Below are 13,649 nucleotides of genomic sequence, written 5' to 3'. Positions count from 1 at the left end.
GGTCGGCGCAGTTGGCTTGAAACAGTAGAGAGAATGAGAAAATGCAAAGAGATCCCCTGAACAACATCCATATCCAGTCCGAACAAGTGATGATTACGCCTGCCCAGCTCAAGGAGAAACTGCCCATCTCCGATCGCGCGCTGGCATTCGTGCAAGGGGCCCGCAATACCATCGCCGACATCATCCACCGTCGCGATCACCGCTTGCTGGTGATCTGTGGTCCCTGCTCCATCCACGACATGGACGCCGCCAAAGAGTACGCAACCAGACTCAAAGCGCTGCATGACGCCTATCAGGACTCTCTCTACATTGTCATGCGGGTCTACTTTGAGAAGCCGCGCACCACGGTCGGCTGGAAGGGCTTTATCAACGATCCGAACCTGGATGGCACCTTCGACGTGGAGCTGGGGCTGCACCGCGCCCGCGAGCTGCTCTGCTGGCTGGCCGAGCTGGAGCTGCCGCTGGCGACCGAAGCGCTCGACCCCATCAGCCCGCAGTACCTGGCGGAGCTCTTCTCCTGGTCTGCCATCGGTGCCCGCACCACCGAGTCCCAGACCCACAGGGAGATGGCCTCCGGCCTCTCCATGCCGGTCGGCTTCAAGAATGGCACCGACGGCAACCTGGGCACCGCCATCAATGCGCTGCAGGCGGCCTCCAGCCCCCACGCCTTCATGGGGATCAACCAGCAGGGCCAGGTCGCGCTGCTGCAGACCCAGGGCAATCCGGATGGTCACGTGATCCTGCGCGGCGGCAAGCATCCGAACTACGACTCGGTCAATGTGTCGCTGGCGGAAGAGGCGCTGGAGAAGGCGGGCCTGCTGCCCGGCCTGGTAGTGGATTGCAGCCACGGCAACTCCAGCAAGGATCACCGGCTGCAGCCCAAGGTGGCGGACAACGTCATCCACCAGATCCAGGAGGGCAACCGCTCCATCATCGGGGTGATGCTCGAATCCAACCTGTTCGAAGGCAACCAGTCCAGCGAGCAGCCCAAGTGCGATATGCGCTACGGCGTTTCCATCACCGATGCCTGCATCGACTGGGAGACCACGGATGCGCTGCTGGCCCGCTGCCACAGCCAGCTGGCGGCACCACTTTTGGCCAGAACCAAGGCATAAGCCGTGGTATCTTGTCAGCACTGATTGAACAATCGAGGTGTCACCGGCCGAGGCGGTGACACCTCGTTGCCTCTTGAATCACAGGGCGTCGCTGCGGGCGGCGCCGCAGGGACCGGATATGGCTGAAGAGTTGAATGCCCTCAGGGACAAAATCGATGCGGTGGACAAGCAGCTGATTGATCTGCTGGCTGCCCGTCTCGCCCTGGTGGGGGAAGTGGGGGAAGTGAAGAGCCGGCACGGCCTGCCCATCTATGCACCGGATCGGGAGGCGAGCATGCTGGCCCGCCGCCGCGCCGAGGCCGAAGTCCTGGGGGTGCCGGGGGACCTTATCGAGGATGTTCTGCGTCGGGTGATGCGCGAATCCTATATTCTGGAATCCGCCAGCGACAAGGAGCACCACTTCAAGTGCATGAAGCCTGAGCTCGGCAAGGTGGTGATCATCGGTGGTGAGGGGCAGCTTGGCCGCCTGTTTGGCAACCTGTTCAGCCTCTCGGGCTACCGGGTCGAGACCCTGTGTCAGGCCGACTGGCCGCGCGCCGACGAGATCCTGCACGGTGCCGGGCTGGTGATGGTGGCGGTGCCCATCGACGTTACCTGCGAGGTGATCGACCGGCTCGGCAACCTGCCGGCGGACTGCCTGCTGGTGGATGTGACCAGCGTCAAGAGTGAACCGCTTGCCCATATGCTGGCGGTACACCAGGGGCCGGTGCTGGGGCTGCACCCCATGTTCGGACCGGATGTGGCGAGCCTGGCCAAGCAGGTGATCGTCTGCTGTCAGGGGCGCGACGGCGCCGCCAGCCAGTGGCTGCTGGAGCAGATGACCATCTGGGGGGCGCGTTTGCAGCAGGTGGAGGCCAAGGCTCACGACGAGGCGATGACCTTCATTCAGGCGCTGCGCCACTTCGCCACCTTTGCTTACGGCTGGCATCTCTCCCGCGAGCAAGCCAACATCGATCGCCTGCTGGCGTTGAGCTCCCCCATCTACCGGCTGGAGCTGGCCATGGTGGGACGGCTGTTCGCCCAGGACCCCCACCTCTACGCCGACATCATACTGTCGTCGCCGCAGAATCTGGCGATGATCCGCCGCTATTACCAGAACTTCGGCGAGGCGCTGGGGTTGCTGGAGCGGGGGGACCGAGAGGGCTTCATCGAGGCTTTCAGCCAGGTCTCCGGCTTCTTCGGCGAGCGGGCGGACGAGTTCCTGCGCGAAAGCCGCACCCTGCTGGCGCAGGTCAACGATCGTCGCCATCACGGCTGACGATAACTGAATGCAAAAGGGGCCTGTCGGCCCCTTTTGCATTCAGTGCGCGCAGCGCCGTCTTTTATTCTGGCTGCGGCAAGCGCAGATCGGCGCCATCCCAGCCCAGCGGCAGGGTCAGCAACTGATCGATCAGCTCCCGCCGATCGGATTTTTCCAGATAGGCGAGGTAGAGCGGGCGGCTCAAGGCCTGAGCGCCTTCCACCAGGTGCAGGCGCCCCTGCTCCAGGAAGGGGCTCACCATGCGCCGCGGCAGATAGGCGGCGCCACCGTTGGCCAGCACGAACTGCAGCGCCATGTTGGCGGAGCTCGAGTGTAGCACCGGGGTCTTTTGCAGGCTCTGTAGCCGGCTGGGTTGTGGCTCAAAGCTGGTGCCCCAATCCAGATGAATGTGCGGCATCTGCATCAGGCTGTCGGCGTTGGCGGCGGCATCCCGGCTCACCAGCTCGAACACCAGCTCGCCGATGGGGTGCAGGGCAATCTCGTCGATCTTGGTCGGCTCTGAGAGCAGGGCGAGATCGAGGGAGCGCTCCAGCAGCTGGCGGCACAGGTGCTCGCGGGAGGCGGTTTCGAGCCGCACCGCGAGGCCAGGGGCCAGAGCATACACATGGTTGAGCCAGTCGTTGAAGTCGAGCTCCCAGAACACCGCGGGGGCGCCGATGGCGAGCTGCTGGCTGAAACCGGGGGAGAGGGCCACATCCTGCTTGGCGCGACCCAGGGTATGCAAGATGGCGTCTGCGTAGGGCAGCAGACGCTCACCGGAGGCGGTCAGGCGGATGTTGTTGCGATGACGGGCAAACAGACTGACCCCGAGTTGCTGTTCGAGCTGGCGGATCCGAAAGCTTACCGCCGACTGGGTCAGGTAGAGATTTTCAGCTGCCCGGCCGAAGTGCCGGGTCTTGCTGACCTCGATAAACGTCCGAAGCAGTTCGGTATCCATTAATCGATGGACTCGTCGCTGCCACCACCGCTGCCACCTTCAAAGCCGCCACCGCCGGTCTCCTCGTTGGCACCGCCGGCGACGGTGCACAGCCGGTGCACGCGCTTGGGACCGATCACCTTCAGATACTTGAACCACACCTTGGCGTGGGGGTTGCTGCCGGCGGCGCCGGATTTGACCTGTTCGATAAAGGCGCTTTCTACGTCATCGCGCGGGGCCAGGTTGCCCTGATAGAGCGCGAGCATGGCGGTACCGTATTTTTCCAGACTGTCCGCTTCGGCCACAGTGAATTCGCCACTGCGACGCAGGCCACGGGGAAAATGTTTGAAGTCGTTGAAACGCTTGTCTGATTCGAAGCTCATAGTGCTCTTTTTCTGGTTAGTTTGACCTTTGCGGGCAAGTATCATCAGGCCGTCGCAGAGTGCAAAATCAATTTTTTCACTATATGGATAAATATCTCTAATCGAAAGCGGTTTAGCCATGATCCAGTGGGTCTGAGCCGGGGAGAAGGGCAAAAAAGTGAGAAAAAAAGCGGAGTTATGTCAGGTTCTGTAAAGGTTGGAGGCTCTGGTCGGACGACATTTGGCTAAAAATAAAGCGCCATTCGGCGCTCTATTTTGTTGTATTCATGAACCAATGCGGGAGGTTTGGTCTCGATGGAGACTCACTCTATCATGGCTGGCTGAGCCAGGGTGTCGGCACGCCACAGACGGTAGCGCACTTCATACTCCTGCGGTACGTAGAGCACGAACGGCAGCTTGGAGTTGTAGTTCACGAAGAAGCCCTGACCGTAGATCTGGACGAAGGTCTCTTTCTTCTGGCCATCCGGGCAGGCCATCAGGGTGCTGATGGGGTCGGACACCTTGCCGAGCATCAGGTAGTTGTAGCCCCAACCTTTGACGCTGTGCTGTTCCAGGTTGCCGGCAAAACGCGGCACATTGCAATCGACCATCATTTTCTTGCCGACCTGCAGCTCGACCATCATGTCGGCTTCGTTCTCGACTTCCGGCAGGCGGATCACCACACGTTCCTGGTTCACTTCGGCGGCCGGGAACATGCTGATATCAAATTTTTTCGGTTCGGCGGCGAAGGCATGGCCGCCCAGCAACAAGGCGCCCAGCAGGCTAAAACGCAATACGGTTTTCATCTGTACCTCATGGGGTTGGTTCAACGCCGCTAGACTAACCGCTCTGCCCGTTTCATGCCAGCGATCTGCTACGTAAAAACTGCGTAAAATGACGCAGATCCGGCACACAATGACGTGTTCTGGCTATTTTCTGACAGGACGGAAGAGAGGCTGAATGACAGGCCGGGTGCCAAACGCGGGTGGCCAGCCGGGATCCTGTGCTCATCGGGATCCCCTGGCCACCCGGCTTCATCAGCGCACCAGCAACACCTGCTTGGCCCAGGCGCCGGGCGCCCGCATGCCGACGGCGCCGCTGGTGATATCCAGATAGGCGACCCCCTTGCTGGCCGGTACCGGGGTGGAGGACCAGAGATAGACGTAACCGTCGTTCACCTCTTTTCCTTCGCCGGCCATGGCGCGGGGGAAGATGGTTTCGTTGAGCGCCGGCTTGTAGCAGGCGGACTCCAGCACGCTGGCAAGCTCCTTGATGGTGGGCAGGCGCCAGCCACCGTGGCCGCCGAAGTTGTAGAGGGCATGGCTCGGCTCGGTGCGGATCCGCTCGGCGGTCAGCAGGGCCTGCTGCCAGTAAAGCCGGGTCGGTTCGCCGCTGCAGCTCTGGTTGCGCCAGGTCTGGCCGAGCTGGCAGCGCATCCAGGTCAGGCCGGTGGAGCGATCCGTGACGGTGCCGTTACCGCGGTCGATGAAGCGGGCGGTGGGGCTGGTTCTGGGCATGTTGTCATCACAGATGGCGGTGGCCAGGGCGAGGGGGCTGCCAAGGGTCAGCAGCAGGGTCAACATCAAGCGGTTCATCGGGTTACCTCCGCCACCAGTCGCAGTTGCAGACCGTTGGCATCATCGCTGTTTTGAACTGTGGTGGCGTAGTCGGTGCCGGCGTCATCGCCAAGGAAGATGTGGGCAATGGCACTGATGGGAGCGCTCTCCAGCCGGCGCGAAGGGGTCAGGGTCTGGCTCCAGTAGTAGCCGCTGAAATCCTTGCTGGTGGTGCCGACATCGGGGAAGTAGCGCACGTCCATGCTCACCGGCTGGTCGTCCTGGCGGGCGAGGGAGCCATAGTGCTGCAGGCTCATCAGCTCGCGCGAGTGGGGCATGCGCCAGCTGGTGATGCCGCACAGCTGCTGGGCGTTGAGCCACTGGCGGTACTGCTCCGTGGTGCAGATGGCTTCGCCATCCGGGCAGGCGTAGTCACGTTCCTGCTGGGTGGGGTGATAGTCACCAAGCTCCCAGGCGAAGGTGCGGTGCAGATCGCGCAGGCTGGCGGGATCATCGAGCTTCTTCTCCCAGACCAGGCCGGTATTGAGATCCTCCACGCACTCCCAGGCGGGGGCGTCATCGGCCAGCGGCTGACCCTGGCCGTCGAGCTTGCGATAGCGCAACGGCGCCTTGTTGAGGCTGGCTTCCTGCCCCGGGTGGTCGGCGGGCTCCTGGGTGAGCAGGTAGTCGACCCCATCCGTGTAGGTGGTGACGCCACTGCCGGTGATCAGTGGATGGGAGTGCTGTTGCAGCAGCCGGGCGCGGACGTCTGCTTGCTGGCTGGCCAGCTCGCCGTGCAGGGCAAAGTGGCTGGCCAGCTCGGGCAGCAGGCTGCCGATGGCGGGCCACACCAGCATATGCAGAGTGGCGGTCGAGAAGCCCTCCTGCGCCTGTAGATCGGTCTCGACGACCGCCTGCAGCAGCTGGCCCAGCGCTAGGTTGAAGTCGGCCAGCTGCGCCAGGGCGGCCAGCTCCTGGCCCGGTTGCAGTGGCGCCAGCGCACTCAGCAGCTGGTCGAGGGCTTGTCTCGGGGGCTGCCCCTCGGCGATGCGGTATTGCAGCAGGGTGCTGAGCGGGCTGGGGGTCAGGTGCTGGTCATCGAGCCGGGCGGCGGGGTGCAGCAGCACGGGGGCGGCCGGGTTGCTCGGCAAGAACAGCAAGGTACTGGTCAACAGTGCCGGGGCGCTGCCGCTCAACCGGTGAGTACCGGCCGCGCCGCTGACACTGGGCTCGCCCGCATCACAAGATGCATTCTGATTGAGGTTGACGCACAGGGTGCCGGCTTCGGGCAGGGTCACGGTCAGGCTGTAGTCGGGAGCCGCCAGCGGCGCCTCGTCCGAGCCGCCACCGCCACAGGCGGTGAGCAGGGGGGCCAGCAGGCAGGCCAGGCGGGAGTAATGTGGTGTCATCTCTTGTCCTTGGGCAAGGGGGCCTTGGCCCCCTCTTCTTATATATGGATGGGGTGGATTCAGGTGCGCTGGCGCAGGCGGCGCCAGAGTGCCAGCGGCAGCAACCAGAGCAGGTTGGCTGCCCCGCCGCCGCTGCCGTCGTCCACCTGAAAGTGGATGATGCCGTCATCGGGCGGAGTGATCGGCTTGCTGCACTGGGCGCCGGTGCGCTGGCTGATGCTCCAGCCGTTGATGCGGCCCCGATTGCCGGGCTTGCTGTCCACTATCTCCAGGGTCCAGCGGCCGGCCAGCGGCTCCCCTTCCAGCGCGCTGAAGGGCTGCAGGGGCAGCAGCTCGGTGGGGAACACCCCCTTGAGGCGCGGCAACGGGCTGTAGCCCTTGTTCCAGATCTGGATGCGGGTGCCGGAGGGGGAGTTGAGCCAGATCTCCAGCTCATCGAGCGCCGGGTGTTGCAGATCCAGGTTCAGCTGCAGCCGATCGCTCACCCTGGCCTCGCTGCTCTCTATCAGCAGGCTGGTTTCACTGAGACCACGCACCTCGTCGCTCATGGCATCGCTCAAGGTGAGCGGCTGGCCGCTGGCACGGCTGACGATGGGGGCGCCGATGGGCAGGGTCAGCGACTGCTGCCACTGGCGCTCGGTCGGGCTGGTGCCGCTCATGGCGAGGCTCACCGGCAGCGCCACCTCGTCGCCACAGGCGAGCGGGCTCTGGGCCAGCAGGCGCAGGGTGGTGGTCATGCTGGCACCCGCCGCGAGGGTCGCCGGTTGCCAGCTGTAAGGATCGGCCTGCAACCCGGTTGGCAGGGTGAGGGCCAGCTCATTGAGGGTGACCGGCGCCTTGCCCTGGTTGGTGAGGGTCAGCTGCACCGACTGGCGCTGCCCCAGCTCGATGACGCTGCCATCACTGAGGCCCACATTGACCGGTGCCTGCAACAGGCCGTGCTGGCGAAACGCCTGCTCCAGCAGCCTGGCATAGGGGCGCGCCGGGTAGAGCCGGGCGGCGGTATCCACCGTGATGCGGGCCAGCTGCGGCATGCGGATGGCCGGGCCGAGACCGAAGTGGGACTCGATGATCAGGCGATCAAACTCGTCCCGCGCCCCTTCGCCCTGCTCGGCGACCGCGGCCAGCAGCGCCTGGAACAGCGGGGTGCCCCACAACTGATCGCCATTGCTGCCGTTGATGGTGCGGTGGGCCGGGTAGTTGTAATCCGGGTGGTAGCGGGCGCGCAGATCGTCCAGCTGACGCGGAGTTCGGTCGGTGAAGCGGGCATCCCAGTTGAACACCATGGCGGGCTCGAACTGACGGCCGGCTTCGCTGCGCTGGCGGTGGCTGGCGGCCAGGTAGTCGCTGAAGCCCTCGCCGATGGCGCCCCAGTCCGCCTCGTCCCCGAGATCCGGCACTATATGGTGCTGCACCGCGTGGCCGAACTCGTGCCAGATCACCATGGGATCCTCGGCATCGGGCACGCCGCTGCGGCCCAGCTCCAGCCGGCGCTCGAACGGATCGTAGAGGGAGTTGTCCTGATAGCCGGCCTCGGTATCGATGTCGAGCGCCCCCGGAATAAGATCGACAAAGCCGAGGCGCTTGAGGTGGCGCTGGGCCAGATCCAGGTGGTAGTAGGCGTTGATGTCGGCAAAGCCGCGATCATCGCGGGTGAGGCGAAACGCCTGCGGGTTGTCGGCGCTGAAGGGGGCGGTGGTGGGCTCCATGGCATCCACCACCCGGGCGTGGGGGCCGCTCAGCAGATAGCGTCCACCCGCCAGGGTGACCGGCAGCGGCACCTTGTCCTGATAGGCGGCGTCCGCCAGTTGCAGGGCTTCGTGCCAGACCAGGCTGGCATCGCGCAGCTGGGTACGGGGATCCGGATCGAATACCCGAGCCTCCAGCTGGGTGTCGCCGGCGTCGGCGACGCGGCTGGCCTGGGTGCTGGCCGCATCCATCCAGCGACCGAGCTCGCGGCTGCCGTCACAGCTGGCGAAGAGCTGCACATAGCTGGCCTTGGCGTTGCCCGCCTGATGCTCGCGCACCCGCTGGCGCAGGGCTGGCACCAGGGTGTCTCCGTCGCGCCAGTACCAGGCTTCAACCGGACCAAGGGTGTCGATGTCGCTGCCGCCATCGCGCAGCTGCTCCAGCAAGGGATCCAGAGTGCCGGCGGCGTCGCAGCCGGGTTCGTGGCTCTGCAGCGGCCGGCTGTTGTGATAGATGCGCCAGGGCTTGCCTGTTTGATCGACGCTGACGGCGGCCTGGATGGTGGCCACCGGCAGGCCGTTGACCAGTTGGCGGAAGCTGTAGTGATGGCCGAGCAGGCTGGCCCGCTCGTAGTCGGGAGCCAGGCTCACGCCAAGACGCTGTTCGAGCCAGAGCTTCGGCGTGGTGGTCAGCGGTTGTTCATCGACAAACTGCAGCTCGGCCGCCAGCAGCGGCTGGGAGAGCAGGGTTGCCGCCAGCCAGAGGGCCAGGGAAGAGGGTTTCATGGTTTACTCCAACACAAAAATGAGAAAAGGGATCACCGGCGGGCGCCCGCCTGGATGAGCAGAAAGGCGTACTCGCGGGCCGCCTGCTGGCGCGCGTTGCCGGGGCTGGTGCGGTGGCCGCCGTCGAGGGCCGTGCTGAGCAGATAGGGGCCCGCTCCCGTGCTGTGTTCCCGCAGGCGGGCCACCCACTTGAGCGGCTCCCAGTAGGGCACCTGACTGTCGTGCAGCCCGGCCGTCACATAGACGGGGGGATAGGGGGCCGCATGCAGGTTGTCGTAAGGGCTCAGGCGACGCATGGCGGCGTAATCGGCGGCAATGGCCGGGTTGCCCCACTCGACATACTCCTGGCGGGTGAGCGGCAGTTCGGGATCGCTCATGGTGCCGATGAGATCGACGAAGGGCACCTGCAGCACGGCCCCGGCGAAGCGGGTCGGCGCCTGGTTGAGGGCCGCCGCCACCAGCAGGCCGCCGGCGCTGCCGCCCATGGCGAACAGCCGGGCGGGGTCGATGGCGGGATCCCGGGCCAGCGCAGCGGCCACGGCCAGGAAGTCGTCCACGCTGTGCTGCTTGTGGCGACCGCGCCCCGCCAGATACCACGCATCCCCCAGCATGCCGCCGCCGCGCACGTGGGCGATGGCGTAGACGAAGCCGCGATCCAGCAGGCTCAGCACCTGCGGCTGGTAGTAGGGGCGCATGGGGGTGCCGTAGGCACCATAGCCGTAGAGCAGCAGCGCCTTGGGAGTGTGGATGTCCTTGCGCCACACCAGGGAGACCGGCACCTTGACGCCATCCTTGCCCACCACCCAGCGGCGCTCGCTCTGGTAGGGGGAGGGGAGGGCGGCCCGGGCGTCCGGCAGCCAGTGGCCGCTGGCGAGATCGAGCAGGCGCTGGTGCGGCGGCTCGGCCATGCCCTGGCGGCGGATCAGGATCTGCCCGCTGGCGGGGTCGTGGGCACCCTGGATCCAGGCCGTGCCGGCCCCCTCGGTCAGCAGCAGGCGATGGCTGAGCCGGCCGCGGCCATCCAGCACGTCGAGCCAGTCATCCCCGTGATGGCGATACTGCAGCACCGTGTAGTCGGCAAACAGGCGCCACTTCTCGAGGCTCCTCTGCTCGCCAGACCAGAGCGGCTGCCACTCTCCCTTGGCCACCTGGCTCAGGTCGGCCACCTGATAGAGGCCGAGGGCACCGTCCCGGTTGCTCTTGAGCAGCACCCGCTCCCCCTGGGTATCCAGGTAGTACTCAAGGCCAGCCTGACGGGCCTTGAGCAGAGCCGGTGTGCCCTCGTCCAGCAGGTACTGCTCGGCGCTGTCGTGGTTGTTGCTCTGCAGCAGCAGGTGGCGCCGATCCGTGGTGCGATAGAGGCTGAGCAGCCAGGCGGGATCCGCCTCCTGGTGGATCTGCTGCTCCCTGCCATCGCGCCAGGCCCACAGCTGCCAGGGGCGCAGGGTGCGAGGTTCGTTGGCGATGGTGTAGAGGGTCTTGCCGTCCAGGCTCCAGAGCAGATCGCTGGCCCGGTGGGTCAGGGTGGCCAGGGGCTTGCCGTCGGCCAGGTCGAGCAGGGTGATGCGGTAATCCCGATCGCCCTGCAGATCTTCGGCCAGGGCCAGCCAGCGCCCGTTCGGGTGCAGGGCCCAGCTGGCGAGCTCGTAGTAGCCGCTGGCCGGCTGGCGGGCCGCCAGCCGTTGACGGGGTTCAGCCTGCTCGTCGCTGAGCTGCCACAGGCTGCCGTCGGCTTCCATCCGCCACTGGCTGCCCGCCTCGCTCAGCCACTCTTGCGGCATGGGTTCACCGCGCGCTTGCGCCTGCCACTCGGCCTGCAGCGCCTGCTCCAGCGGCCGCTGCGCGGCGAGCTGCTGCTCGGTCCAGCGGTTCTGCTCGCCCAGCAGGGCCAGCAGGGCGGGATCCTGGCGGCTGTCGTCGCGCCAGCCGCCATAGGGATCGAGCCGGGCCCGCTCCCCCTGCATTGGCCGCGGGCGGTGAGGAATAAGCGGGGCCACGATCGGCGTCGAGGTGGCGACAGCCTGGCTCTGGGTATCGGCAGGTGCAAGGGCGACAGGCTGGGCGGGCGCCGGATTGGCCAGCAGGCTGGCCAGCATCAGGAGTGCGTGCATCAGAGCCCCACGAAGGTGTAGCGCAGGCTGGCACTCAAGGAGCGGCCCGTCTGGGTGTAGAGGCCCGCATCCGTGCCTGCTTCCAGCCCGGCGACGTCCTGATAGCGGGTGTAGCGGGTGTCGAGCAGGTTGTCGAGCTTGAGGTTGGCCTTGAGGGCGTCGGTGATCTGCCAGTCGGCGGTCAGGGCGAAGCTGAGCCAGCCGGCGGTTTTCAGGCACTCGCCCTGCTGCTGGGTCAGGCTGTTGCCACAGCTGGGCACCCGGCTCATGGCGGCGGCGTAGTCGGCCTGCAGCCCCAGGCTCCAGTCGTTGGCCTGATAGCTGAGGCGGGTGTTGCCCTCGAGCGGCGTGAGGTTGCGCGGCGATTCGCCCTGGCTGGTCTTGCCGTCGACCCAGCCCAGCTTGGTGGCCAGCTCCCACTGCTGGGTCAGCCAGTAGCTGGCGGCGATCTCGGCGCCCCAGGTTTCGGACTTGGCGACGTTGCGGTATTGACGCAGCATGACCCCGTCGCTCAGGCGAAAGCCCACCTGACGCCAGTCGACGAAGTTGTAGTAGCGGTTGTAAAAGAGGGCCGGCTTGATGCTCCACTCATCCCCTTCGCCGCTCACCCCCCACTCGAAGCTGTGGCTGGTCTCCTCCTTGAGGTTCGGGTTGGCGATGATCTCGAACGGCGGCAGGGCAAAGTAGTGGGGAATGTTGCCGTACACCTTGTCGTAGGAGGGGGCGCTGAAACCGTTGGCGTAGCTCAGCCAGCTGCGCCACTGCTCGTTGAAGCGGTAGCTGGTGGCCAGGCTCGGCGAGATATGCCAGCTGTGGTTGCTCTCGCCCCGGCCATCCTGCGGGCTCAGCCACTGCTGATCCATGCGCAGGGTCGGAGTGAACTGCCACTGGCCCAGGGTCGCCACGTCTCCCAGCCAGATGCCGGCCCGATCGGTGCGGGCGCTGCTGAAGGGGGCGGACTGGGTGGGCTGGGGAATGCCGGCTTCCAGCATCAGCTTCTCCACCGGTCGCTCGTGCCGGGTGCGCGCCAGCTCGATGCCGTAGCTCAGCTTGTGCTCGATGGGGCCGGTGACCAGATCGCGGCGGATATCCAGCTCGCTGCCGATCAGCTGTTCGGTGAAGGTGGCCAGCTCCCGCTCGCTGCGATAGCGGGGGTAGCCGCTCAGCTCGTCATTTTGCAGCAGGCTGCGCTTGTTGGCGGTGTTCTTGGCGTAGTTTCCGTGCAGGTTCCAGGTAAAGCGGTCGGCCAGCGGGTGGCCCAGATCCTGCGCCTCCCAGCTCAGTTTGCCGCCCTGGGAGCGCTGGGTGCCATTCTCGCGATACTGGCGCACCTGCCACTTGCCGTCGGGCTGGGGAATTTCGCGCGGCCCCTGATCCCGCTTGGCGTTGTCCTCGAAGTAGTCGAGCTCGAGGCGCAGCAGATGCTGTGCATTGAGGGTCAGGCTGGAGCTGGTGGAGGCGCTGAGGCCATCGAGATCCGCCGGGATGCGGCTCTGGTCGTAGTTGGCGGTCTCGTGCCCCTGCCAGCCGGAGAGGCGCAGCAGGTGGGCGCTCTCGCCCCAGCGGGCGGCGCCGGTGGCGCTCAGTTTCTGCTTGTCGCTGCTGCCATCGTGCAGCACCTTGCTGCTGAGGTAGGCATCCTGCCCCTGCAGGTAATCTTCCGGCTGCTTGGTGGTGATGACCACGGTGCCGCCGATGGCGTCCGAGCCGTGCAGGGCGGAGCCGGCTCCCTTGGCCACCTCGATCTGCTTGACGTCATCGAGATCGAAGCTGAAACGGCCCACCTTGTCGTTGAGGTCGTCGGCGCCGAAGCCGTCGCTGACCCGGACCCCGTCCTTGATGATCAGCACCCGGTTGCCACCGATGCCGCGGATGCTGATGTTTTGCGGCCGGCCCGCCGAGCCGGTCACCGAGACGCCGGGTTCGTTCTTGAACACGTCGGTGAGCTCGGTGGCTATCTGGCGCTCCAGATCCTCTTCGGTGATGACGGTGATGGAGCCCGAGATGTCGGACAGTTTCTGTTCGACCCGCTGACCCTTGACCACTATGGTCTCGCGCGCCTTGGGCGGGGTGGTACCGGAGGTGTCTATGCCGGCGGGATCGCCGGCGGCCAGCGCTGTACCGGACAGCAGCATGGGCCAGTAGTGAAGCAGTGTTTTCATGTTGAGAATAATTATTATTTGAGCCTGAAGGCCGCGGATTATTGCAGAGAGATCCAGCCAGATCAACGATTGATAATCATTATCATTTTGTTTTTATGATCCTGATCAGACTGCATTTTTTGATGAAGGCATCAGTAGCAACACGGGCCAACGTTTGCGCCTGCAGGGCGCAAGGCGGGCAGACAGGGGATGAAACGGGGGAGGGTGGCAAGGTGTTGGTTGAGGGCTTGGCAGCTCATGCCAAGGTGATATCGGCAATAAAAAACCCGCTGCAGGAGCGGGT

The 13,649-nt window shown here is 65.3% G+C and carries 10 protein-coding genes; 2 read left to right on the top strand and 8 right to left on the bottom strand.

All coding sequences use genetic code 11. The annotated features are described in order from the left end of the window. Positions 1 to 41 precede the first annotated feature (41 nt). Entirely contained in the window at positions 42 to 1,115 is a 1,074-nt protein-coding gene (locus tag QLG02_RS18905) for a 3-deoxy-7-phosphoheptulonate synthase (RefSeq protein WP_282465888.1), read from the top strand. Positions 1,116 to 1,233: 118 nt separating this feature from the next. Next, the gene (gene tyrA, locus QLG02_RS18900) at positions 1,234 to 2,373 is read left to right on the top strand and encodes a bifunctional chorismate mutase/prephenate dehydrogenase (protein WP_282465887.1); all 1,140 of its coding nucleotides are present in this window, start codon (positions 1,234 to 1,236) and stop codon (positions 2,371 to 2,373) included. 64 nt (positions 2,374 to 2,437) lie between these two features. Here the strand turns inward: tyrA and hdfR are convergent, their stop codons facing one another. From hdfR to QLG02_RS18860, 8 genes are all read right to left on the bottom strand, one after another. Beyond that, a complete protein-coding gene (gene hdfR, locus QLG02_RS18895) occupies positions 2,438 to 3,313 on the bottom strand; it encodes an HTH-type transcriptional regulator HdfR (protein ID WP_016350308.1) in 876 nt (291 codons plus the stop codon). Continuing rightward, the gene (locus QLG02_RS18890; protein ID WP_016350309.1) at positions 3,313 to 3,675 is read right to left on the bottom strand and encodes a DUF413 domain-containing protein; all 363 of its coding nucleotides are present in this window, start codon (positions 3,673 to 3,675) and stop codon (positions 3,313 to 3,315) included. Before QLG02_RS18890 ends, hdfR begins: the two co-directional genes overlap by 1 nt. A 302-nt stretch (positions 3,676 to 3,977) precedes the next feature. Next, positions 3,978 to 4,460 (bottom strand): serine protease inhibitor ecotin, encoded by a 483-nt coding sequence (gene eco / locus QLG02_RS18885; protein WP_005299572.1) that lies wholly within the window; start codon positions 4,458 to 4,460, stop codon positions 3,978 to 3,980. A 231-nt stretch (positions 4,461 to 4,691) separates the two neighbouring features. Continuing rightward, on the bottom strand, positions 4,692 to 5,249 hold the full coding sequence (locus tag QLG02_RS18880; protein WP_017409924.1) for a DUF1566 domain-containing protein: 558 nt from the start codon (positions 5,247 to 5,249) through the stop codon (positions 4,692 to 4,694). Further along, on the bottom strand, positions 5,246 to 6,619 hold the full coding sequence (locus QLG02_RS18875) for a DUF1566 domain-containing protein (protein WP_282465886.1): 1,374 nt from the start codon (positions 6,617 to 6,619) through the stop codon (positions 5,246 to 5,248). The genes QLG02_RS18880 and QLG02_RS18875 overlap by 4 nt, the downstream gene beginning before the upstream one ends. Positions 6,620 to 6,678: 59 nt before the next feature. Continuing rightward, the gene (locus QLG02_RS18870) at positions 6,679 to 9,093 is read right to left on the bottom strand and encodes a proprotein convertase P-domain-containing protein (RefSeq protein ID WP_282465885.1); all 2,415 of its coding nucleotides are present in this window, start codon (positions 9,091 to 9,093) and stop codon (positions 6,679 to 6,681) included. A gap of 32 nt (positions 9,094 to 9,125) precedes the next feature. Next, positions 9,126 to 11,204 carry a prolyl oligopeptidase family serine peptidase gene (locus QLG02_RS18865; RefSeq protein WP_282465884.1) on the bottom strand — a complete coding sequence of 693 codons (2,079 nt, stop codon included), beginning with the start codon at positions 11,202 to 11,204 and terminating at the stop codon, positions 9,126 to 9,128. Beyond that, positions 11,204 to 13,366 (bottom strand): TonB-dependent hemoglobin/transferrin/lactoferrin family receptor, encoded by a 2,163-nt coding sequence (locus QLG02_RS18860; RefSeq protein WP_139389219.1) that lies wholly within the window; start codon positions 13,364 to 13,366, stop codon positions 11,204 to 11,206. The genes QLG02_RS18865 and QLG02_RS18860 overlap by 1 nt, the downstream gene beginning before the upstream one ends. Positions 13,367 to 13,649: the final 283 nt, after the last annotated feature.

It is taken from the genome of Aeromonas sp. V90_14, assembly GCF_029967615.1.
GTDB classification, from domain to species: Bacteria; Pseudomonadota; Gammaproteobacteria; order Enterobacterales; family Aeromonadaceae; genus Aeromonas; species Aeromonas hydrophila.
This window is presented reverse-complemented; position numbering and strand designations above follow the sequence as displayed.

Excerpts from the sequence above, each read along its gene's own strand:
- QLG02_RS18905 (WP_282465888.1), top strand. The coding sequence starts at position 42 with ATGCAAAGAGATCCCCTGAACAACATCCATATCCAGTCCGAACAAGTG.
- tyrA (WP_282465887.1), top strand. The coding sequence starts at position 1,234 with ATGGCTGAAGAGTTGAATGCCCTCAGGGACAAAATCGATGCGGTGGAC.
- hdfR (WP_016350308.1), bottom strand. The coding sequence starts at position 3,313 with ATGGATACCGAACTGCTTCGGACGTTTATCGAGGTCAGCAAGACCCGG.
- QLG02_RS18890 (WP_016350309.1), bottom strand. The coding sequence starts at position 3,675 with ATGAGCTTCGAATCAGACAAGCGTTTCAACGACTTCAAACATTTTCCC.
- eco (WP_005299572.1), bottom strand. The coding sequence starts at position 4,460 with ATGAAAACCGTATTGCGTTTTAGCCTGCTGGGCGCCTTGTTGCTGGGC.
- QLG02_RS18880 (WP_017409924.1), bottom strand. The coding sequence starts at position 5,249 with ATGAACCGCTTGATGTTGACCCTGCTGCTGACCCTTGGCAGCCCCCTC.
- QLG02_RS18875 (WP_282465886.1), bottom strand. The coding sequence starts at position 6,619 with ATGACACCACATTACTCCCGCCTGGCCTGCCTGCTGGCCCCCCTGCTC.
- QLG02_RS18870 (WP_282465885.1), bottom strand. The coding sequence starts at position 9,093 with ATGAAACCCTCTTCCCTGGCCCTCTGGCTGGCGGCAACCCTGCTCTCC.
- QLG02_RS18865 (WP_282465884.1), bottom strand. The coding sequence starts at position 11,204 with ATGCACGCACTCCTGATGCTGGCCAGCCTGCTGGCCAATCCGGCGCCC.
- QLG02_RS18860 (WP_139389219.1), bottom strand. The coding sequence starts at position 13,366 with ATGAAAACACTGCTTCACTACTGGCCCATGCTGCTGTCCGGTACAGCG.